Raw genomic sequence first — 19,703 nt, 5'->3', positions numbered from 1 at the left:
CCGGCTCGGCGGAGGGAGTGGGATTCGAACCCACGGTGGGTTGCCCCACACACGCTTTCCAAGCGTGCCGATTCGGCCGCTCTCGCATCCCTCCAGGGGCGACGTCCCAGCACGGGAACGCGACCTGTGAGGCTATCCTGTGGGCCGGCCCGCTCTCGCACGTGGTGGTCGGGTCCTGTGCAATCGGAGCCCGTGAACCGAGTCAGGGCCGGGAGGCAGCAGCTCTCAGCGGGACCTCCGGTGTGCCGCAGATCGCCTGACCACCACGTGGGGGAGCGGGCCGCGGCGTCCCCGGGAGGCGACCGGTAGAGTCCGCTCGTGGCCTACCAGTCCCTCTACCGCCGCTACCGGCCGCAGCGTTTCTCGGAGGTCCGGGGTCAGGAACACCTCGTGCGGGCGCTGCAGAACGCGGTGCGAGAGAACCGGGTGGGTCACGCCTACCTCTTCAGCGGCCCGCGCGGCACCGGCAAGACCTCCACGGCGCGGATCCTGGCCAAGGTCCTCAATTGCGAGCATCCCGTCGACGGCGAGCCCTGCTGCGCCTGCGAGTCCTGCGTCGCCATCGAGCAGGGAACCTCGTTCGACGTCCACGAGCTCGACGCCGCCTCGAACAACAAGGTCGAGGACATCCGGGAGCTGGTCAACAAGGCCGCGCTCGGCACTCCCGGGCGCACGAAGGTCTACATCCTCGACGAGGTGCACATGCTGACGCAGGCCGCGTCCAACGCGCTCCTCAAGACGCTCGAGGAGCCGCCCGAGCACGTGGTGTTCGTCCTGGCCACGACCGACCCGCAGAAGGTCCTGCCGACCGTGCGGAGCCGCTGCCAGCCCTTCGAGGTGCGGCTGCTGTCGGCCGACGAGTTGCGGCGCCTGGCCGAGTACATCGTGAAGGACGCCGGGCTCGACGTCTCCCCGGAGGCCATCGACTACGTCGTGCGGGTCGGTGCCGGCTCGGCCCGGGACATGGAGTCTGCCCTCGACCAGGTGGTCGCCGCGGGTGGCATCCCCGACGACGGCGACACCCTCGACGAGTTGGTGGAGGCGCTGTGCGAGCGCGACACCGGGCGGGCGCTGCTGGCGGTCGACCAGGCGATCGCCGCGGGGCGCAGCCCGCGGGTGGTCGGCGAGCAGCTCGTCGGTCGGTTGCGCGACGTGTTCCTGGCCGCGGTCGGAGCCGACCTGTCCCGCCTCGACGATCGGGCCCGGGAGCGGGTCGCGGACCAGGCGGTACGGCTCACCGCACCGGGTGCGACGCGTGCCCTGGAGGTCATCGGTGAGGCGTTCGTGGGGATCCAGGACGCCCCGGATCCTCGCATCCCGCTCGAGGTCTCGCTGGTGCGCCTCACCCGCGACGACGCCGAGCTGAGCCTGGCCGCGCTCGCCGATCGGGTGGCGCGCCTCGAGCGAGGGGGTGCGGCTCCCCGGGTGCCCGGCGGGCCGGGATCGGAAGGGATCGATGGGGGACCGGCGCCCGGGGGAGATGCCGAACGAGCGGCCGGGAAAGGTGTTGGCGCGGCAGTGAGCACAGGCCGCCGCGGTCCCCGCCCCGCCGACGGTGCCCGGGAGGCACTGGCCCAGCGGCGACGAGCACCCCAGCCGCAGGAGCGACCCCGACCGCCGGCCGCCGCCGGGCCCTCGGCTCGCCCCTCGCCCGCTCGAGCGCCTCGTGACGCCGCGCCCGTTCCGCCGAGCACGCCGAGCACGCCGGCCCCGCCGGCGGCAGTCAGCTCACCGGGTGGGGCCGCCGACGCCCTGCCGTCCCGCGACGAGCTGACCCTCGCCTGGGGGGACACGATCCTGGCGTCGCTGTCGAACCGGGCCCGGTCGCGTTTCGCCGGGGGACGGTTCATCGCCGTGGAGGGTGGCGCGGCCGTGTTCGGCCTGCCCAACGTGCACCACGCCCGGCGTTGCGAGGAGGTGCGCGAGGAGGTGGAGCAGGCACTCGCCTCCCACTTCGCTCGACCGGTGCCGTTGCGGGTGGTGGTCGACGAGGGCGGGGGCACCCCGGGCACCGGTTCGGCAGCGCTCTCCGGTCCCGCTCCCGACGAGGAGGTCTCGTTGCAGGACCTGGCCGAGCTGACCGATGCCACCGATGTGGCGACCTCCGGTCTGGAGCGGATCGCCGAGATCTTCCCCGGCGCCGAGCTCGTCGACGGCGGGGACACCTGAACGATCGCCGAAGGAGCAGCGACGTGAGCGACCAGCCTTCCATGCCTGACTTCGATGCCCTGCTGTCTCAGGCGATGCAGATGCAACAACAGGTGATGGCGGCCCAGGCCGAGGCGGCGGCCCGACAGGTCACCGGGGTGGCCGGGGGCGGCGCGGTGGAGGTCGACGTCACCGGCGCGCTCGAGTTCACCGCCGTGCGCATCGCGCCGGAGGCGGTCGACCCCGACGACGTCGGTTTGCTCGAGGACCTCGTGCTCGCGGCCCTGCACGACGCGACGGCCAAGGTTCACGCACTCCAGGCGGAGTCCCTGGGCGGCTTCGGTGACCTGCTCGCCGGGTCGGGGCTCGGTGGGGTGTTGGGTGGTCCCGTGATGGACGTTGCCGCCGGCGAGGACCTCGACGAGGACTCGGGCGAGGGTCCCAGCGAGGCCCGTCGGCCCGAGCGGGGTTGATCCTCGGCATGAGCATGTACGCGGGCCCGGTGCAGGACCTGATCGACGAGCTCGGGCGGCTACCCGGGGTGGGGCCCAAGTCGGCCCAGCGCATCGCCTTCCACCTGCTGAAGGTGCCGACCGACGACGCCCTGCGCCTGTCGCGGGCGATCGTCCAGGCCAAGGAGCGGGTCACGTTCTGCACCCGCTGCTTCAACCTCGCCGAGGGCCAGGAGTGTTCGATCTGCGCCGACGACCGCCGGGACCCGTCGGTGATCTGTGTCGTCGAGGAGTCCCGTGACATCGTGGCCGTGGAGAAGACGGGCGAGTTCCGTGGTCGCTATCACGTCCTCCAGGGAGCGATCAGCCCCATCGAGGGCATCGGTCCCGACCAGCTGCGGGTCAAGGAGCTGCTGGCTCGCCTCGAGCCCGAGGGGGTGCAGGAGGTCATCCTGTGCACCAACCCCAACATCGAGGGCGAGGCCACCGCGATGTACCTGGGACGGTTGCTCAAGCCGCTCGGCGTCAAGGTGACCCGTATCGCCTCCGGGCTGCCGGTCGGCGGTGACCTGGAGTACGCCGACGAGCTCACGCTCGGTCGGGCCCTCGAGGGTCGCCGGGAGGTCGACGCAGGCTGAGCCTGGGTGGGTGCCCCGGTGCCGCGCCGATCCAGATGGGGACGGCTGGCTCAGCCGGGCCGAACCACCTGGACCGGCTCGAACCGGCTGAAGTCGCGGTCGAGGGTGGCGATGGGGCAGCCGAGCTCGAGCGCGATGGCGGCGAGGTATGCATCTGCGCTGAGGTCGCCCGAGGCGTCGCAGGACCGGCACAACTCCTCGAAGACGTCGAGATGCCCCGGCCCCGGAGCGGTGGGCAGATGATTGGGTTGCGCTCGTACAGCTCGGAGGAACGAGAACGCCTCTTCGAGTGGGGTCGGAACGGTGAAGATCCGCCGGCTGGTGGTGATGCGCACGAACGAGGACCACACCACGTGGGGCACGGTGAAGTGTTCAGTACCAGCCGTGAGGCGGTCGAACCACGGACGCACGAGCGGGTGGTGGGGATGGTCAGCGCGGTGGGCGGCCACCACGACGTTGACGTCGAGCAGGATCACCGGAGCTTCTCGACGGGAAGCCCGTCGTCGAGCGCTTCGAGCAGCCCTCGGGTCGAGGTGGCGTCGACACCTGGCCGCAGACCCTCGCCCGCGGTGAACACCGGGATCGCCGGCCGGTGGGCGAGCGGGGGCTCGGCCGCCAGCTCCCGCCGGAGCGCCTCCTCGACCAACGCCCCCAGGGTCAACCCTCGCTCGCGGGCGAGTCGCTTCGCGGCCGCCAGGAGCCGGTCGTCGATGGCCAGGGTGGTGCGCATGATGCACAGGATAATGCATCAGAGGCATCAGATCAGATCTGCAGGCGCTCCGGTGCGGAGCGCACGGGTCGCCGGGTGCCTGGTCCCGACGCGCAGAGGCCCCGGCCGAAGCCGAGGCCCCTACGCAGCAGACCGCCCGGAGGCGGGACCGGATCGCCTGGTGCGATCAGGCGTGCATCACAGCGCCCTGACGATGATGCCGTCGCCCTGCCCGCCGCCACCGCAGAGCGCGGCAGCACCGAGGCCGCCGCCGCGGCGCTTGAGCTCGAGGAGCAGATGGAGTGCCAGCCGGGTGCCCGACATGCCGATGGGATGCCCGAGTGCGATGGCCCCTCCGTTGACGTTGGTGACCTCGGCGGTGATGCCCAGGTCGGCCATCGACGCCACCCCCACCGCGGCGAAGGCCTCGTTGAGCTCGAACAGGTCGATGTCGGACACTTTGATGCCGGCTGACTCCGCGGCCACCTTGATCGCTCGGGACGGCTGCGTGAGCAGCGACGGGTCCGGGCCGGCCACCTGCCCGTAGGCGACGATCTCGCCCAGTGGGGCGACGCCGAGCTCGTCGGCCTTGGCCTTGGACATCACGATCACCGCTGCGGCGCCGTCGGAGATCTGCGACGCGTTGCCGGCGGTGATGTTGCCGGCTTTGTCGAATGCCGGGCGCAGGGCGGCCAGCGACTCCACGGTGGTGCCGGGACGCACGCCCTCGTCCTCGCGCACGACGATGGGATCGCCCTTCCGCTGGGGCACCTCGACCGGCACGATCTCGTCGTCGAAGAGCCCGTCCTTCTGGGCGGTGGCCGCCCGCTCGTGGGACTGGGCAGCCAGCTCGTCCTGCGAGGCCCGATCGATCCCGGCGGACGCCGCGTACTTCTCGGTGCCCGCACCCATCGCGCACTGGTCGAATGCGCAGAACAGCCCGTCGTGCATCATCGAGTCGACGACCGTCTGATCGCCCATGCGATAACCCGCTCGGGCCCCTGGCAGCAGGTAGGGGGCGTTGGTCATGGACTCCATGCCGCCGGCCACCACGATGTCCGCATCACCCTGGCTGATCATCAGGTCGGCGAGGTAGATGCTGTTGAGGCCGGACAGGCACACCTTGTTGACGGTGGTGGCGGGCACGCTCATCGGGATGCCCGCGTTGACGGCTGCCTGGCGGGCAGTGATCTGGCCGGCCCCCGCGAGCAGCACCTGCCCCATGAACACGTAGTCGACCTGGTCGGGGGCGACGCTCGCCCGCTCGAGCGCGGCCTTGATGGCGAAGCCACCCAACTCGGTGGCGGCGAACGACGACAGGCCCCCCGAGAGCTTGCCGATCGGTGTGCGAGCGCCGGCGACGATGACGGAACCAGCCATGGAATCCCCCAGGTGTGTGTCCGGAAACGGCTGGGTGCAGTGTAGGGACCACCGTGCCGGGCCGGGCAACCCGGGGCGGGCCCACGGTGAGGGTCAATGGCTGTCGGGCGGGTCTCCTGGGGCCAAGGCGCTCGGCTGGCCGGCAGGCTTTGCCGCCGTTCGCCGGCTGACTGCCCCATCCCGATCCCTGGCGGTGGGCTCGGCCGGCGGGACCGTGGGGTCGGCGTCCATGCTGGCATGCTCGGCGGCGCGCAGGACCGCCGCTCGGACCATCCGCCGCAGGGAGTCCCGCTCTCGTTCCTCGTCGGCCTCTGCATCCGAGCGCGTCGCCGTCGTGAGGTGCGGGTGCTCCCGACCGGCGGACGGGTGGCGCTGTTCCGGCGTCGGGTCGGCACCGGTGGCTGAGCCGTCGCCCTGGGGATCCCGGCCGGCCGACGCCCCTGGCGGGAAGTCGCCGATCCGGACCACCGGCTCGCCCGAGGTGAGATCGACCACGGGCTCGGCTTCCGAGCCGACCACCCGGACGATCGCGGCGTCGATGTCGTCGCGGACGGCACGCAACCGTTCGACGGCGGCCTGCTCGGCCCGCACCATCTGTTCGGCCCGGCGGCGCACCCCGGCGAGGACCCGGTCTGCGCGTTGTTCGGCCTCGGCTTCGACCCGTCCCAGGCGCTCCTCCGCCTGGCGCTCGGCTTCCCTCACGAGGGTCTCGGCCTGCTGCTGGGCCCGCAGCAGCACCTTCTTGGCTTGTAGGCGCTCCTGGTCGGCTTCGGCTCGGATGCGGGCCGCGTCGGCGGCGGCCGCGGATCGGATCTCGGCGGCCTGCTGCTCGGCCTCCGATCGCAGTGACTCTCCGACCCGCTCGGCCGCCCGCAGGATGTCGGCCACCTCGGCACCCACTCGCTCGTGCGACTGGTGTCGTCCCTCGCCCGAGGTGGCGTGATCAGCGGGGCGGTGCACGCCGGGGAGGAGATGGTGCATCGCGTACCGGTAGGACGCGGCCACCTCGGTGAGGAAGAGGTCAACCTGCTTCGGGTCGTAGCCTCTGGCCACCAGCGGGAACCGGCGACCTTCGATCTCCTCCGGCGTGAGCGCCAACGCTCTCGTCCCCCGTCCGTCCGTGTCGGGCCCACCTGGTCACGGGTGCCCGCCTGCTGCTGCTCCGTCCTGCTCGCTCGGTGTGCCCGGGGCCGCCGAGAGCTGATGCTCCTGAGCGGTCGAAGCTCAGATAGGTCGTATGGCCTATGAGTCTAGGCAACCGCGGAGCGTGGTGTGAAGGATGATTCGTTATTCGTGAATCGCACTAGTTTGGTCGCGGTTTTCGGAGCCGGGTACGTTCGTGCCATGCAGGAGATCGTCGAAGCCATCCAGTCGGGCGCGCCGGGCGAGGAGCTCGCCAACCTTCCGCTCCCGGAGTCCTACCGGGCCGCGGTGGTCCTCGAGGCCGAGCAGGACATGTGGGAGGGCGTCGAGTCCGGCGACAAGGACCCGCGCAAGTCCCTCCACATCCAGGACGTCACCCTCCCCGAGCTGGCACCTGATGAAGCGGTGATCGCGGTGATGGCCAGCTCCATCAACTTCAACACCGTCTGGACGTCCATCTTCGAGCCGCTCCCCACCTTCGGCTTCCTGAAGCGTCTCGGCAAGGAGAGCGTGTGGGGGGCCCGCCACGACCAGCCGTTCCACATCGTCGGATCGGATGCGTCCGGTGTCGTGCTCCGGGTCGGCTCCGCGGTGCGCAACTGGCGCCCGGGCGACCGGGTCACCGTCCACTGCAACTACGTCGACGATCAGGACCCATCCGCCCACAACGACTCGATGCTGGCCGCGAACCAGCGCATCTGGGGCTTCGAGACCAACTACGGCGGCCTCGCCGAGCTGTCGGTGGTGAAGGCCAACCAGCTCATGCCCAAGCCGGCGCACCTCACCTGGGAGGAGGCCGCGGTCAACGCCCTGTGCAACTCCACCAGCTACCGGATGCTGGTGTCGCCCCACGCCGCGGGCATGAAGCAGGGCGACGCGGTGCTCATCTGGGGAGCCACCGGTGGGCTCGGCGGCTACGCGGTCCAGTACGTGCTCAACGGCGGCGGCACGCCGGTCGGCGTGGTCTCCTCACCGGAGAAGGGCGAGATCCTCAAGGCCATGGGCTGCGAGGCGGTCATCGACCGCAAGGCGGCCGGCTACCGGTTCTGGAAGGACGAGCACACCCAGGACGAGAGCGAGTGGCGCCGCCTGGGCAAGGACATCCGGGCGCTCATCGGCCGGGACGTCGACATCGTCTTCGAGCACCCCGGGCGCCAGACCTTCGGTGCGTCGGTGTTCGTCGCCGCTCGGGGCGGCACCGTCGTGACCTGCGCCGCCACGAGCGGATACATGATCGAGTACGACAACCGCCACCTCTGGATGAAGCTGAAGCGGATCGTGAGCTCCCACTTCGCGAACTACGCCGAGGCCTGGGCCGCGAACCAGCTGATCTGCGAGGGCAAGGTGCAGCCGATCCTCTCGGCGGTCTACCCGCTCGACCAGACCGGCGAAGCCGCGTACCAGGTCCACAAGAACCTCCACGAAGGCAAGATCGGCGTGCTGTGCCTCGCCCCGCAGGAGGGGCTCGGCATCGACGATCCGGCCTTCCGCGAGGAGGTCGGTGAGGACAAGATCACCCTCTTCCGCCGCCACGGCGCCTAGGAGGACGACATGAGCCCGGTGAGTGCCCGCATGCCCGGTCAGGACGGCGACGAGAACGAGGCCGCCGAGTCGGCCGCCGTCTCCCCGTTACTGACCGAGATCGACCACGTGGCCATCGCCGTCAACGACCTTGGTGCGGCGATCGATTACTACCGCGACACCTTCGGGGCGGTCGTCGACCATCGGGAGATCGTCGACAGTGACGGCGTCGAGGAGGCGCTGTTGAAGGTGGCGGAGAGCTACATCCAGTTGCTGACGCCCACCCGGGACGACTCACCGGTCGCGAAGTTCCTGGAGCGCAAAGGCGAGGGACTGCACCACATCGGGTACCGGGTGAAGGACTGCGCGGCGGCCTTGCAGGCGGTGAAGGACCAGGGCGGGAGGGTCATCGACGAGGCGCCCCGGCCCGGGTCGAGGGGGACGACCGTGGCGTTCGTGCACCCCAAGACCGCGTTCGGCACCCTCATCGAGCTCGTCCAGGAGTAGGTCGATCCCCGGCCCCCATCCCTGCAGCGGCTCGTGCACCTGAGGCGCGCGTGCAGGTTCATCTCGTCGACGGCACCTACGAGCTGTTCCGCTACTACTTCGCGCTGCCGTCGCACGTCACGGCCGCCGGCCAGGAGGTGGCGGCGGTGCGGGGGGTGGTCGGCTCGCTGCTCGGCCTGCTCGAAGAGGGCGCGACGCACGTCGGCGTGGCCACCGACCACGTGATCGAGTCGTACCGCAACGACCTCTGGCCGGGCTACAAGTCGAGCGCCGGGGTGCCGGCCGACCTGCTGTCGCAGTTCCCGATCCTGGAGGAGGCGTTGCAGGCCGCGGGCTTCGTGGTCTGGCCGATGGTGGAGCTCGAGGCTGATGACGCGCTGGCCGCGGCGGCAGCCGATCTCGCCGCCGACCCCCGGGTGGAGCAGGTGCTCATCTGCACTCCCGACAAGGACCTCGCCCAGTGCGTCTCCGGCCAGCGGGTCGTGCAGCTCGATCGCCGCCGGGGCATCGTGCTCGACGAGGCCGCGGTGGTGGCCAAGTTCGGTGTGCCCCCGGCGTCGATCCCCGACTACCTGGCGCTGGTGGGTGACAGCGCGGACGGCTTCCCCGGCGTGCCCGGGTTCGGGGCCAAGTCGGCCGCAGCGGTGTTGGCCCGCTGGGGACACCTCGAGGCCATCCCACGGGACGGGGCGGCCTGGGACGCGAACGTCCGTGGGGCCACGAAGCTGGCGGCGACCCTGCGTGAACGGTGGGCCGACGCGCTGCTGTTCCGCCGGCTGGCCACGCTGGAGCGCGACGCCATCACGGTCGACGACGTGGAGGCGCTTCGCTGGCGCGGTCCGCGTGATGAGCTCGCATCCGTCGCTCGGCGCATCGACGCCGAGTCGCTGGTGGCCCGCGCCTTGCGGATCGCGGCGGGCCGCGGGGGTTGACCGCGCAGCGCCAGCGGCGACCCGCCCGGCCGGGCTAGCGCCGGACGTCGAACAGCGCGGTCAGCTCGGCGGGAGCGATCTCGTCGAGCTGCGCGTAGGTGCACTGCTCGGGGGCCTTGTCGTCGCGCCAGCGGACCAGCCGGGTGGCGTGCCGGAACCGGTCACCCTGGAGATGGTCGTAGGCGACCTCGCACACCCGCTCGGGGCGGAGCGGCGTCCACGACAGGTCCTTGCCTCCACTCCAGCGGCTGGGAGCACCGGGCATCCGACCGGCGGCGCCGTCGGCGTGAGCCTCCGCCAGGTACCACGCACGCCAGGGATGCCCGTCCAGGGCGCCGTCCCGGTACGGCTCGATCTCCCCCACGAGCTCGGCCCGCCGCTTCGCGGTGAACGACGTGGCCACGCCCACGTGGTGCAGCGTTCCCCGCTCGTCGTACAGGCCGAGCAGCAGCGATCCCACGCCGTCGCCACTCTTGTGGGTGCGGAACCCGGCGACCACGCAGTCGGCGGTGCGCTGGTGCTTCACCTTGAACTGGACCCGCCGGTCCTGCTCGTAGCGCCCGTCGAGCGGCTTGGCCATCACCCCGTCGAAGCCCGCACCCTCGAAGCGGACGAACCAGTCGTGCGCGACCGACCGGTCGGTGGTGGCGGGCGTGAGGTACAGCGGTGGCACTGCCCCGGCGAGCACCTCGGCCAGCGCCTGGCGGCGCTCGCGGAACGGGGCCTCGGTCAGGGAGCGGTCATCGATCGCCAGCACGTCGAAGGCCACGAATGATGCCGGCGTCTCGCGGGCGAGGCGTTCGATGCGGGACGCCGCGGGATGGATGCGCTGCTGGAGCGCGTCGAAGTCGAGCCCGTGGCCGGTCACGACGACCAGCTCGCCGTCGAGCACGCATCGCGCCGGGAGCTGGGCCCGCAGGGGATCGACCAGCTCGGGGAAGTATCGGGTCAGCGGCCGGTCGTTGCGGCTGCCCAGCACGATCTCGTCGCGGTCGCGGAACACGATGCAACGGAAGCCGTCCCACTTGGGCTCGAACAGGTAGTCGCCGTCGGGAAGCTCGTCCAGGCTGTGGACCGCTCGGGCCAGCATCGGGGCGACCGGCGGCGCGACGGGCAGGTCCATGTCCACCGGAGGCTATCCCCGGCGTCCCGGTGTCCCCGGGGTGAGCTGGTCGACCCGCCCCGGCCAGGACCGGAGCCGGTCGAGCAACGCTCGGGGGGACGAGGCGGTGAGCAGGAGGCGCCGGTTCTCTGCTCGCAGGACGCCCACGGCCACCGCGTGGTCCAAGAACGCGAGGAGCGAGTCGAAGAAGTCGCCCACCTCGAGTAGGCCGGTGGGCTTGGTGTGGAGACCGACCTGGGAGGCGGTCACCGCCTCGAAGAGCTCCTCGAGGGTGCCGAAGCCCCCGGGTAGGGCCACGAAGGCGTCCGACAGCTCGGCCATCAGCCGCTTGCGCTCCTGCATGGTCTCGACCACGTGCAGCTCGGAGAGGCCCGGGTGCGCGATCTCGGACTCCACCAGCCACGACGGGATGACCCCGATCACCTCGCCCCCCGCGGCCAGCACGGTGTCGGCGAGCACGCCCATGAGCCCCACGCTCGCGCCGCCGTAGACGAGGGTGAGGCCCTCCGCCACGATCAGCTCCCCGAGGGCCGCCGCGGCCTCGGCGAACACCGGGTCCGTCCCGAGGCTCGACCCGCAGTACACGCAGAGGCGCTCGATCGGCCGCATCCGGGGCACGCTAACGCACCCGCCGGCGGCCCCCGGCGGCACCCCGGGGAGCGATTCGGCCCGGGCGGAGAGGCCCCGGTAGATTCGGGCCTCTATGTCCGATCATCCGATGACCGAGCGGCTCGAGGAGCTGGCCAAGCGCAAGGAGGAGGCTCTCCACCCGGGGTCCGAGCGCGCCGTCCAGCGCCAGCACGAGAAGGGCAAGATGCTCGCCCGCGAGCGCATCGAGTACCTGCTCGACCCCGGTTCGTTCCACGAGCTCGACATGCTCGCCCGGCACCGGGCCTTCAACAGCGGTATCGAGGAGCGGCCCTACACCGATGGGGTGATCACCGGCTGGGGCACCATCGACGGCCGCAAGGTCTTCGTGTTCTCCCAGGACTTCACGGTCTTCGGCGGAGCGCTGGGGGAGGTCTTCGCGGAGAAGATCCACAAGGTCATGGACCTGGCCCTGTCGGTGGGTGCCCCGGTGATCGGGCTGAACGACGGTGCCGGCGCCCGGATCCAGGAGGGTGTGGTCTCGCTCGCCTCCTACGGCGGGATCTTCTACCGCAACGTCCTCGCGTCGGGGGTCACCCCCCAGATCTCGGTGATCCTCGGTCCGTGCGCGGGGGGCGCGGTGTACAGCCCGGCGATGACCGACTTCATCTTCATGGTCGACACCACATCGCACATGTTCATCACCGGGCCGGATGTGGTGAAGACGGTCACCGGCGAGGAGGTGACCCTCGAGGAGCTGGGCGGCGCCCGGAGCCACGCCACGAAGTCGGGTGTGGCCACCTTCGTGGCCCCCGACGAGAAGACCTGCCTGGACGACGTCCGTTACCTGCTGTCGTTCCTGCCGTCGAACAACCTCGAGCCGCCCCCGTACTACGAGCCCACCGACGACCCCGAGCGCCGCTGCCCGGAGCTGATCGACCTCATGCCGGCCAGCCCGAACATGCCCTACGACATGAAGCAGGTCATCGCCGCGGTCGTCGACGACGGTGACTTCTTCGAGTACTTCCCGAACTGGGCCGGGAGCATCGTGTGCGGCTTCGCCCGCCTCGACGGTCATCCGGTGGGCGTGGTCGGCAACCAGCCGATGCAGTTGGCAGGGGTGCTGGACATCGAGTCGTCGGAGAAGGCGGCCCGGTTCGTGCGGACCTGCGACGCCTTCAACATCCCGCTCGTCACGTTCGTGGACGTGCCCGGTTTCCTGCCCGGGGTGGACCAGGAATACGGCGGCATCATCCGTCACGGCGCCAAGCTGCTCTATGCGTACTGCGAGGCGACCGTGCCCCGGATCCAGGTCATCACCCGCAAGGCGTACGGCGGGGCCTACGTGGTGATGAACTCCAAGTCGATCGGCGCTGATCTCGCGTTCGCCTGGCCGTCGGCCGAGCTGGCGGTGATGGGCCCGCAAGGTGCGGTGGAGATCCTCTACCGGCGCGAGTTGCAGGCGGCCGCCGATCCGATCGCCCGCCGCAACGAGCTGGTGGAGGAGTACACGGAGCGCTTCGCCAACCCGTACGTGGCCGCCGAGCGAGGCTTCGTGGACGACGTGATCGACCCGGCCGACACCAGGATCAAGCTGATCGCCGGCTTGGAGCTGCTCCGCACGAAGCGTGAGGAGCTCCCCAAGCGCAAGCACGGGAACATCCCGCTGTGACCGGCGCCGACCACCAGGCAGCGGCTGCAGCCGGGATCGGCGACGTCCGTCCGGTGCCCTCGGAGGAGGAGGTGGCGGCCATCGTCGCCGCGATCGAGGCGGCCTGGCCGCGTGGCGTGCTGGCCGAGCCGTCGCAGGAGATGCCCCGGTGGCGGTTCTCCGGCCGATGGTGGTCCAAGCCGCTGCCCGCTCGCCGCGACCGCCCCTGATCGTCCCTCCCGGCCAACCTATGCTCCGCACATGGAGCTCACCTCGGTGGCCGATGACAGCGCGGTCGTCCACGACGGTCTCGATGTCCGCCGGTACGAGGACCTCGAACCCGATCACCTCTACGAGTACGACGGCTTCGCCTTCCGTACCCTCGCGCGCCCGGGAGGTGAGCTGCTGTGCCGGTTCGCCACCGTCAACGACGTGCACTTCGGCGAGACGGAGTGCGGCATCATCGAGGGCCTCGAGATGGGCCCCATCTTCAGCGTGGAGGATGGCGAGGAGCCCTACCCGGAGACCATGAACCGGGGGGCCATCCACGAGATCGAGCAGATCGACCCCGCCGTGGTGGTGGTGAAGGGTGATCTCACCTCACTCGGCACCCGTGAGGAGTACGAGCTGTTCCTCGAGTACTACGGCGAGGCGTTCGGCGACCGCCTGGTGCACGTCCGGGGGAACCACGACGCCTATCACGGTGAGACGTTCGCCTCCGACGCCCCGCTCGCCGTCGAGCTGCCCGGGGTCACGTTGGCCGTGCTCGACACCTCACGGGTCCGGCGAGCCAACGGCTACCTCTCGGATGAGTCGCTGGTGTGGCTGCGTGACCTGGCAGCGAACACGGATGGCCCGGTGCTGGTGTTCGGTCACCACCACGTCTGGAGCCCGGAGTCCGCGCAGCGGCCCGAGAACTACTTCGGCATCAACCCCGACGACAGCGAGCGCCTGGTCGAGATCTTCGCCGCCCACCGGAACCTGCGTGGCTACTTTGCCGGGCACACCCATCGCAACCGGGTGCGCCGCTTCGGCCTCACCCATGACGTGCCCTGGGTGGAGGTGGCCTGCGTGAAGGACTACCCGGGAGCCTGGGCCGAGTACCGGGTGTACGAGGGAGGGATCCTGCAGGTCTTCCACCGCATCTCCACCCCCGAGGCCCTGGTGTGGACGGAGAAGACCCGGCACATGTTCAACGGCACCTACGCCGAGTATGCGCTCGGCGAGCTCACCGACCGCTGCTTCGCCATCACCACCTGATCCCGGCTCAGGAGGCTCAGGAGTCGGCGGAGGCCACCTCGATGCGGTCCTGGCGCCACTCCCGGGCCATGTCGAGTGCCAGGTCGGCCCGGTCCAGGACCTCCTCGGTGGACAGCCCGTGAGCGGGATAGCAGGCGACCCCGGCCCACATGGTCAGCCCGCTCGACCGGGTCACCAGTCGCCGGCGGATCCGCTCGACGGTCCAGATGGCACCGTTCTCCGTGGTGTCCTCCAGGACCAGCGCGTAGCCGCCGTCGAGCAGGCGGCAGGCGGTATCGGCTTCGCGGATCGTCTCGCGGATCGTCTGGGCCACGGTGGCGGGCTCGGCGGGACGGGGCAGACCGGAGTCCAACCCTTCGATGACCTCGATCAGCGCCACGGCCACCGGGCGCAGGTTGCGGCGGGCCGCCGCGATGCGGGCGTCGAGCGCGACGGTGAAGTACCCCTCGCTGAACAGCCCGCTCGGCTCGTCGGTCAGCGCGTCGCCCTGGGTGCTCTTGCGCATCGCGGTGAGCTCGATGCGCGAGGCGAGCTTCTTCTCCACCTCGGCGCGGGCCCGAGCCTCGTGGTCCACGGTCTGCTCGAGCTGTTGGACCTTCTCCTGCAGCTCGTCGATCTCCTTGCGGGCCCGGTAGAGCAGACCGACGAGCCGGTAGCCGGCGACGCCGGCCACCAGCGCCAACGAGCCGGCCACGACCGCCAGGGCGACCGCGTCCCAGACCGCGGCGGCGACGCCGACGACCAGACCGATGGCGCCGACGGCGAGCACGGCGAAGGGCCGACGGTTCACGTTCTCTCCATCGGAACACCGCGACCCGAATCAAGGTGCCCCCCCGATTTTGGTCGGGGGTGCCGGTTCAGCGTGCCCGGTGGTCCACCACCAGGTCGACGATGTCGCCCATCAACCGGCCGAGCTCGAAGTCCTTCGGGGTGTAGACCGCCGCCACTCCTGCCTCGAGCAGCCGGGGGCGGTCGTCCTCGGGGATGATCCCGCCCACCACCACGGGGCTGTCGACACCTTCGGCCCGCAGCAGGCGGAGCACCTCTGGCACCAGGTCGAGGTGGCTGCCCGAGAGGATCGACAGCCCCACGATGTCGACGTCTTCATCCCGGGCCACCGCCGCGATCTGCTCGGGCGTCAAACGGATGCCCTGGTAGATGACTTCCATGCCGGCGTCGCGGGCGGCCACCGCGATCTGCTCGGCCCCGTTCGAGTGCCCATCGAGACCGGGCTTGGCCACCAGGAATCGGGGTGGCCCGCCCGGCAGGGCCTTCACCCGCTCGGCCACCTCGCGCAGCGTCGTGCTCAACCCGCCCACGCCCACGGCGGCGGCCACACCGGTGGGCGCCCGGTACTCGCCGAACACCTCGCGCAGCGCACCGGCCCACTCGCCGGTGGTGCCGCCGGCATGGGCGAGGTCGATGGTGGCCGGCATGATGTTGGCCCCGGTCTCGGCGGCCCGGCGCAGCTCGTCGAGCGAGCGCTTCACCGCGTCGTTGTCACGCTCCGAGCGCCAGGCCTGCACGTCGGCGATCATCTCCTCCTGCACCGCCGGGTCGACCTTGAGGATGTTCTCCTCCCCGCCGAGTGGGGATTCCGCGGTCTCGGTGAAGGCGTTGACCCCCACCACCACCTGCTCGCCGGTCTCGATTCGGCGGGTGCGCTCGGTGTTCGAGGCGACCAGCCGTCCCTTCAGCTCCTCGATGGCTTCGAACGCGCCGCCCAGGGCGAGGACCTCGTCGAGCTCGGCCTGCGCGGCCTCGACCAGCTCAGCCGTCTTGGCTTCGATGACCCGGGACCCGTCGAAGAGGTCGTCGTACTCGAGCAGGTCGGTCTCGAAGGCCAGCACCTGCTGCATGCGCAACGACCACTGCTGGTCCCACGGCCGGGGAAGGCCCAGGGCCTCGTTCCACGCCGGGAGCTGGATCGATCGGGCCCGAGCCCGCTTGGAGAGCGTGACCCCCAGCATCTCGAGCACGATGCGCTGCACGTTGTTCTCGGGCTGTGCCTCGGTGAGACCGAGCGAGTTGACCTGCACGCCGTAGCGGAACCGGCGCAGCTTCGGGTCTTCCACGCCGTAGCGCTCGGCGGTGATGCGGTCCCAGAGCTGCGTGAACGCCCGCATCTTGCAGGTCTCCTCGACGAAGCGGATGCCGGCGTTGACGAAGAACGAGATCGAGCCCACCACCGCCGGGAACCGCTCCTCGGGTACCTGGCCGCTGGCCCGCACCGCGTCGAGCACGTCGATGGCGGTGGCCAGGCTGTACGCGATCTCCTGCACGGGGGTGGCGCCCGCCTCCTGCAGGTGGTAGCTGCACACGTTCATCGGGTTCCACTTGGGGATCCACTCCGAGCAGAAGGCGATCATGTCCACGATCAGCCTCTTGGACGGCTCGGGCGGGAAGATGTAGGTGCCCCGGGAGAGGTACTCCTTCACGATGTCGTTCTGGGTGGTGCCCCGGAGCTGGCGGGACTCGACCCCTTGGGTCTCGGCGTTGGCCACGTAGAGGCCGAGCAGCCACGCGGCGGTGGCGTTGATGGTCATCGACGTGTTCATCTCGCCTGGCGGGATGCCGTCGAGGAGCTGACGCATGTGCCCGAGGTGGGCGACCGGGACCCCGACCTTGCCGACCTCTCCTCGCGCCCGGGGGTCGTCGGGGTCGTAGCCGGTCTGGGTGGGCAGGTCGAAAGCGATCGACAGGCCGGTCTGTCCCTTCGCCAGGTTGGTGCGGTACAGCTCGTTGGACGCCTTGGCGGTGGAGTGCCCCGAGTAGGTGCGCATGAGCCAGGGTTTGTCCCGCTCGCGGGCGGGAAGCGGGCGGGCGTGGTGGCGGCCGGGGTCGGTCATGGCTCAATGGTCGCCGATGGGAGCGCCGGATGTCACGGTGAGGGCGGGGTCGACCCGGGCAGGGCCGGACGGGGAGCTCGGGTCACGGCCACGGGACGGGGGGCCGGTCGAGCGCGTCGGCGAGCAGCGCGAGGTACCGGTCGCGGCTGACGTCGATGGCGCCGAGGGACCGCAGGTGCGGGGTGGTCCACTGCACGTCGAGCAGGCTGGCTCCGTTGCCGGCCAGCAGGTCGACCAGCGCCACCAGGGCCACCTTCGACGCGTCGCGCCGGCGGTGGAACATCGACTCACCGGCGAACAGCCCGCCGATCGACACCCCGTACAGCCCGCCGGCGAGCGTGCCATCGGCCCACGCTTCCACGCTGTGGGCCCAGCCGAGCCGGTGGAGCCGGGTGTAGGCCCGGATGATGTCGGGGGTGATCCACCCGCCGTCACGCTCGGGTGACGCGCAGGCCTCGATCACCTCGGCGAAGGCGGTGTCGATCCGGATCTCGAAGCGGCGCAGCGAGGCACGAAGCGAGCGGGAGACCCGCAGGCCGTTGAGGGGCAGGATGCCTCGCGGGTCGGGCGACCACCAGGCGATCCGCGGCCCTCGCCCGATCGGCATGGGGAAGATGCCCGCCCGGTAGGCAGCGAGGAGGGTGCCGGGCTCGAGGTCGGCACCGATGCCGACGACGCCGTTGTCGTCCGCCTCGGATGCCGGCGGGAAGGCCCAGCGGCTCGGAGGGGGTTCCTCAGCCGTAGTCGTAGAAGCCCTTGCCCGACTTGCGACCGAGCTGGCCGGCCGAGACCATCCGGCGCAGCAGCGGCTGGGGGGCGTAGTTGGGGTCGCGGAACTCCTCGTAGAGGGCGTCGAGGATGGCGAGGGAGGTGTCGAGACCCACCAGGTCCAGCAGGGCCAGCGGGCCCATCGGGAAGTTGCACCCGCCCTTCATCGCCGCGTCGATGTCGTCGCGTGACGCCGTGCCGTTCTCGAGCATCCGCACCGCGTTGTTCAGGTACGGGAACAGCAGCGCGTTGACGATGAAGCCGGCCCGGTCCTTCACCTCCACCGGGGTCTTTCCGCAGGCGGTGGCGAACTCCCGCACCTGTTCGATCGTCTCGTCCGAGGCGGTGAGGGGACGGACGATCTCCACCAGCGACATCATCGGAGCCGGGTTGAAGAAGTGGACCCCACACACCTGCGAGGGGCGGTGGGTCTCCATGGCCAGCTCGATCACCGGCAGCGTCGAGGTGTTCGTGGCCAGGATGGCCTCGTCCTTGACGATGTGGTTGAGCTCGACGAACAGCTCCTTCTTGGTGGCCAGGTCCTCGACGATGGACTCGATCACCAGGTCGCAGTCCGCCAGGTCACCCAAGCTGGAGGTGGCGCTCACCCGGGCCAGGGTGGCGTCGCGGTCGGCGGCCTCCAGCTTGCCCTTGTCGACCTGCTTGGCGAGCGACTTCTCCAGCGCGGCGATCATCGCGTCGGCGGTGTGTTGCTGGCGGGAGCGGAGCACCACGTCGAAGCCGGCTTTGGCCGCCACCTCCGCGATGCCCGACCCCATGATCCCCGAACCCACGATTCCCACGCGCTTGATCGTCATGGGCGGCCACGTTACCGACCGGTAGGTTGCCGGTTCCACCGCGCCGGCCGGACCCGTTCTAGTGTCCGCGCGGTGCGACCCCCCATGCTGGCTTGCCGTCCGGTGGAGGACAGGCATCCGTTCCCCGACGCGGTGCAACGGGAGATCGAGCAGCACCGGCTGCGCGCCATGGGCCGGGCCCGGGGCCGGGTGCTGGACCTGGGCTCTCCCGCGGGACGGGTCCGCCTGGCCGCGGTGATCAACGGCGGTGACCCGACCGAGCGCTACGACACGGTGGTGTCCGGCGGGGACCTCACCCGCTTCCCGGACCTCGTCGGGGCGCTCCGGGCGGCCGTCGCCATGCTGGTCCCCGGCGGGCAGGTGGAGGTCGTCGAGCCGGTGAACCACGTGTGCCGGGGGCACACGCTGCTGGCCACGCTGTGGTCCCGGCACCGGGCGGTGGCGGGGCGGCACGTCGAGCGGGACGTCCCGGCGGCGATGCGAGCGGTGGGCCTGACGCTCGGTGACCTCGAGCGCGTCGACGTGCCCACCGTGGTGTGGCCGCTGCGCCAGCTGGTGCACGTCCGGGCGCGTATCGTGCCGTCCATGGCGAGCATGGGGCACGAGCGCGCGGGGGCGGTGGCGTGACCGGCACACTGGCCCTGGTCGGCGGCGGGGAGTGGACCGACGGCTGCACCTTCGACCGTGAGCTGCTGAGCCTCGCCGGTGCGGACGAGGTCGTGGTGGTGCCCGCCGGGTCGGCGTTTGAGAACCCGGGCGCGGTCGTCGAGCGGGCACGGGCGTGGTTCGCACACCTCGGGGCCACCGCGGTGGAGGTGCCGGTGCTCACCCGGGCCGACGGGCTGGTCGAGGAGCACGTGGCTCGGGTGCGCCACGCCCGGTTCGTCTACCTGCCCGGTACCTCGCCGATGCACCTGCGGGCGGTGCTCAAGGACAGCCCGCTGTACGAGGCGATCGTCGACGCGTGGCGTGACGGCGCGGTGCTCGCCGGTTCCGGCGCGGGCGCGGATGTGCTGTGCGATCCCATGGTGGACACCAGAGGCGGGGCGTTCACCGTCGGTCTCGGGCTGGTGCCCGGTCTGGCGGTCATCCCCCGGTTCAACACCTGGTCGCCGGAGAAGGTCCACCGCACGGTGGAGCTGGCGCCTCGGGGCCTCCCGCTGGTCGGGGTGCCGGAGGCCACGGCGCTGATCCGCGATCCGGACGGTGGCTGGCG

20 protein-coding genes, 1 tRNA gene, 1 other RNA gene and 1 pseudogene are annotated in these 19,703 nt (G+C 70.9%); 12 read left to right on the top strand and 11 right to left on the bottom strand.

From position 1 onward, the window contains the following. Positions 1 to 9 precede the first annotated feature (9 nt). Positions 10 to 94 (bottom strand) — tRNA-Ser (locus V7004_RS00825). A 72-nt stretch (positions 95 to 166) separates the two neighbouring features. On the opposite strand from V7004_RS00825, the gene ffs reads away from it, so the two are divergent. The 4 genes and pseudogenes from ffs to recR all read left to right on the top strand — a co-directional run bounded on the left by ffs (position 167) and on the right by recR (position 3,238). Beyond that, positions 167 to 265, top strand: an RNA gene (gene ffs / locus V7004_RS00820) — signal recognition particle sRNA small type. Between the two features lie 53 nt (positions 266 to 318). After that, the gene (dnaX, locus tag V7004_RS00815; protein WP_334141185.1) at positions 319 to 2,169 is read left to right on the top strand and encodes a DNA polymerase III subunit gamma/tau; all 1,851 of its coding nucleotides are present in this window, start codon (positions 319 to 321) and stop codon (positions 2,167 to 2,169) included. Positions 2,170 to 2,210: 41 nt separating this feature from the next. Continuing rightward, positions 2,211 to 2,525 (top strand): annotated as a pseudogene (locus V7004_RS00810) (YbaB/EbfC family nucleoid-associated protein); the annotation flags it as partial. A gap of 110 nt (positions 2,526 to 2,635) precedes the next feature. Then, positions 2,636 to 3,238, top strand: a complete 603-nt coding sequence (recR, locus tag V7004_RS00805) for a recombination mediator RecR (RefSeq protein ID WP_334141265.1) — start codon at positions 2,636 to 2,638, stop codon at positions 3,236 to 3,238. 50 nt (positions 3,239 to 3,288) lie between these two features. Here the strand turns inward: recR and V7004_RS00800 are convergent, their stop codons facing one another. The 4 genes from V7004_RS00800 to V7004_RS00785 form a co-directional block, all read right to left on the bottom strand. Next, complete coding sequence (locus tag V7004_RS00800; protein WP_334141183.1) at positions 3,289 to 3,714, bottom strand: type II toxin-antitoxin system VapC family toxin; 426 nt, start codon at positions 3,712 to 3,714, stop codon at positions 3,289 to 3,291. Then, complete coding sequence (locus V7004_RS00795) at positions 3,711 to 3,968, bottom strand: type II toxin-antitoxin system VapB family antitoxin (protein ID WP_334141181.1); 258 nt, start codon at positions 3,966 to 3,968, stop codon at positions 3,711 to 3,713. The genes V7004_RS00800 and V7004_RS00795 overlap by 4 nt, the downstream gene beginning before the upstream one ends. Before the next feature lie 177 nt (positions 3,969 to 4,145). Then, positions 4,146 to 5,327, bottom strand: coding sequence for an acetyl-CoA C-acetyltransferase (locus V7004_RS00790; protein WP_334141180.1), 1,182 nt, complete (start codon positions 5,325 to 5,327; stop codon positions 4,146 to 4,148). Positions 5,328 to 5,420: 93 nt separating this feature from the next. Further along, a complete protein-coding gene (locus V7004_RS00785; RefSeq protein ID WP_334141179.1) occupies positions 5,421 to 6,425 on the bottom strand; it encodes a DivIVA domain-containing protein in 1,005 nt (334 codons plus the stop codon). A gap of 246 nt (positions 6,426 to 6,671) precedes the next feature. Between V7004_RS00785 and ccrA the strand changes: the two genes are divergently transcribed. From ccrA to V7004_RS00770, 3 genes are read left to right on the top strand one after another with little or no spacing between them, the layout of a single operon-like run. Continuing rightward, the gene (ccrA, locus tag V7004_RS00780) at positions 6,672 to 8,012 is read left to right on the top strand and encodes a crotonyl-CoA carboxylase/reductase (RefSeq protein WP_334141178.1); all 1,341 of its coding nucleotides are present in this window, start codon (positions 6,672 to 6,674) and stop codon (positions 8,010 to 8,012) included. Positions 8,013 to 8,021: 9 nt separating this feature from the next. Beyond that, on the top strand, positions 8,022 to 8,498 hold the full coding sequence (gene mce, locus V7004_RS00775; protein ID WP_334141177.1) for a methylmalonyl-CoA epimerase: 477 nt from the start codon (positions 8,022 to 8,024) through the stop codon (positions 8,496 to 8,498). A 50-nt stretch (positions 8,499 to 8,548) separates the two neighbouring features. After that, entirely contained in the window at positions 8,549 to 9,430 is an 882-nt protein-coding gene (locus V7004_RS00770) for a 5'-3' exonuclease (protein WP_334141176.1), read from the top strand. 34 nt (positions 9,431 to 9,464) lie between these two features. On the opposite strand, the gene V7004_RS00765 is transcribed toward V7004_RS00770, so the two are convergent. Then, positions 9,465 to 10,553 carry an ATP-dependent DNA ligase gene (locus V7004_RS00765; RefSeq protein ID WP_334141175.1) on the bottom strand — a complete coding sequence of 363 codons (1,089 nt, stop codon included), beginning with the start codon at positions 10,551 to 10,553 and terminating at the stop codon, positions 9,465 to 9,467. Positions 10,554 to 10,565: 12 nt separating this feature from the next. Then, positions 10,566 to 11,162: a TIGR00730 family Rossman fold protein gene (locus V7004_RS00760; RefSeq protein WP_334141173.1), complete on the bottom strand. Its 597-nt coding sequence runs from the start codon at positions 11,160 to 11,162 to the stop codon at positions 10,566 to 10,568. Between the two features lie 94 nt (positions 11,163 to 11,256). On the opposite strand from V7004_RS00760, the gene V7004_RS00755 reads away from it, so the two are divergent. Genes V7004_RS00755 through V7004_RS00745 form a run of 3 tightly spaced genes read left to right on the top strand, consistent with a single transcriptional unit; the run spans position 11,257 to position 14,052 of the window. Then, positions 11,257 to 12,813, top strand: a complete 1,557-nt coding sequence (locus tag V7004_RS00755; protein ID WP_334141172.1) for an acyl-CoA carboxylase subunit beta — start codon at positions 11,257 to 11,259, stop codon at positions 12,811 to 12,813. After that, the gene (locus V7004_RS00750) at positions 12,810 to 13,022 is read left to right on the top strand and encodes a hypothetical protein (RefSeq protein ID WP_208028250.1); all 213 of its coding nucleotides are present in this window, start codon (positions 12,810 to 12,812) and stop codon (positions 13,020 to 13,022) included. Before V7004_RS00755 ends, V7004_RS00750 begins: the two co-directional genes overlap by 4 nt. 31 nt (positions 13,023 to 13,053) lie before the next feature. Continuing rightward, positions 13,054 to 14,052: a metallophosphoesterase family protein gene (locus V7004_RS00745; RefSeq protein ID WP_334141170.1), complete on the top strand. Its 999-nt coding sequence runs from the start codon at positions 13,054 to 13,056 to the stop codon at positions 14,050 to 14,052. 16 nt (positions 14,053 to 14,068) lie between these two features. Here the strand turns inward: V7004_RS00745 and V7004_RS00740 are convergent, their stop codons facing one another. The 4 genes from V7004_RS00740 to V7004_RS00725 all read right to left on the bottom strand — a co-directional run bounded on the left by V7004_RS00740 (position 14,069) and on the right by V7004_RS00725 (position 18,487). Continuing rightward, positions 14,069 to 14,842, bottom strand: a complete 774-nt coding sequence (locus V7004_RS00740; RefSeq protein ID WP_334141169.1) for a GGDEF domain-containing protein — start codon at positions 14,840 to 14,842, stop codon at positions 14,069 to 14,071. A gap of 67 nt (positions 14,843 to 14,909) precedes the next feature. Next, a complete protein-coding gene (locus V7004_RS00735) occupies positions 14,910 to 16,901 on the bottom strand; it encodes a protein meaA (RefSeq protein WP_334141167.1) in 1,992 nt (663 codons plus the stop codon). A gap of 82 nt (positions 16,902 to 16,983) precedes the next feature. After that, complete coding sequence (aat, locus tag V7004_RS00730; protein WP_334141264.1) at positions 16,984 to 17,568, bottom strand: leucyl/phenylalanyl-tRNA--protein transferase; 585 nt, start codon at positions 17,566 to 17,568, stop codon at positions 16,984 to 16,986. 67 nt (positions 17,569 to 17,635) lie between these two features. Next, complete coding sequence (locus tag V7004_RS00725; RefSeq protein ID WP_334141165.1) at positions 17,636 to 18,487, bottom strand: 3-hydroxyacyl-CoA dehydrogenase family protein; 852 nt, start codon at positions 18,485 to 18,487, stop codon at positions 17,636 to 17,638. Positions 18,488 to 18,589: 102 nt separating this feature from the next. Between V7004_RS00725 and V7004_RS00720 the strand changes: the two genes are divergently transcribed. Next, a complete protein-coding gene (locus tag V7004_RS00720; RefSeq protein ID WP_334141164.1) occupies positions 18,590 to 19,114 on the top strand; it encodes a hypothetical protein in 525 nt (174 codons plus the stop codon). Next, positions 19,111 to 19,703: Type 1 glutamine amidotransferase-like domain-containing protein (locus V7004_RS00715; RefSeq protein ID WP_334141162.1), on the top strand; the 593-nt coding region annotated here is incomplete at its 3' end. The genes V7004_RS00720 and V7004_RS00715, both read left to right, overlap by 4 nt.

The sequence above is a fragment of the Rhabdothermincola sp. genome (assembly GCF_036846205.1).
GTDB lineage: Bacteria > Actinomycetota > Acidimicrobiia > Acidimicrobiales > Acidimicrobilacustridaceae > Rhabdothermincola.
Note: the sequence above shows the minus strand (reverse complement) of the source record. Positions and strands in the feature narration are given on the sequence as shown.

Excerpts from the sequence above, each read along its gene's own strand:
- recR (WP_334141265.1), top strand. The coding sequence starts at position 2,636 with ATGTACGCGGGCCCGGTGCAGGACCTGATCGACGAGCTCGGGCGGCTA.
- V7004_RS00795 (WP_334141181.1), bottom strand. The coding sequence starts at position 3,968 with ATGCGCACCACCCTGGCCATCGACGACCGGCTCCTGGCGGCCGCGAAG.
- V7004_RS00790 (WP_334141180.1), bottom strand. The coding sequence starts at position 5,327 with ATGGCTGGTTCCGTCATCGTCGCCGGCGCTCGCACACCGATCGGCAAG.
- ccrA (WP_334141178.1), top strand. The coding sequence starts at position 6,672 with ATGCAGGAGATCGTCGAAGCCATCCAGTCGGGCGCGCCGGGCGAGGAG.
- mce (WP_334141177.1), top strand. The coding sequence starts at position 8,022 with ATGAGCCCGGTGAGTGCCCGCATGCCCGGTCAGGACGGCGACGAGAAC.
- V7004_RS00765 (WP_334141175.1), bottom strand. The coding sequence starts at position 10,553 with ATGGACCTGCCCGTCGCGCCGCCGGTCGCCCCGATGCTGGCCCGAGCG.
- V7004_RS00760 (WP_334141173.1), bottom strand. The coding sequence starts at position 11,162 with ATGCGGCCGATCGAGCGCCTCTGCGTGTACTGCGGGTCGAGCCTCGGG.
- V7004_RS00755 (WP_334141172.1), top strand. The coding sequence starts at position 11,257 with ATGTCCGATCATCCGATGACCGAGCGGCTCGAGGAGCTGGCCAAGCGC.
- V7004_RS00745 (WP_334141170.1), top strand. The coding sequence starts at position 13,054 with ATGGAGCTCACCTCGGTGGCCGATGACAGCGCGGTCGTCCACGACGGT.
- V7004_RS00735 (WP_334141167.1), bottom strand. The coding sequence starts at position 16,901 with ATGACCGACCCCGGCCGCCACCACGCCCGCCCGCTTCCCGCCCGCGAG.
- V7004_RS00725 (WP_334141165.1), bottom strand. The coding sequence starts at position 18,487 with ATGACGATCAAGCGCGTGGGAATCGTGGGTTCGGGGATCATGGGGTCG.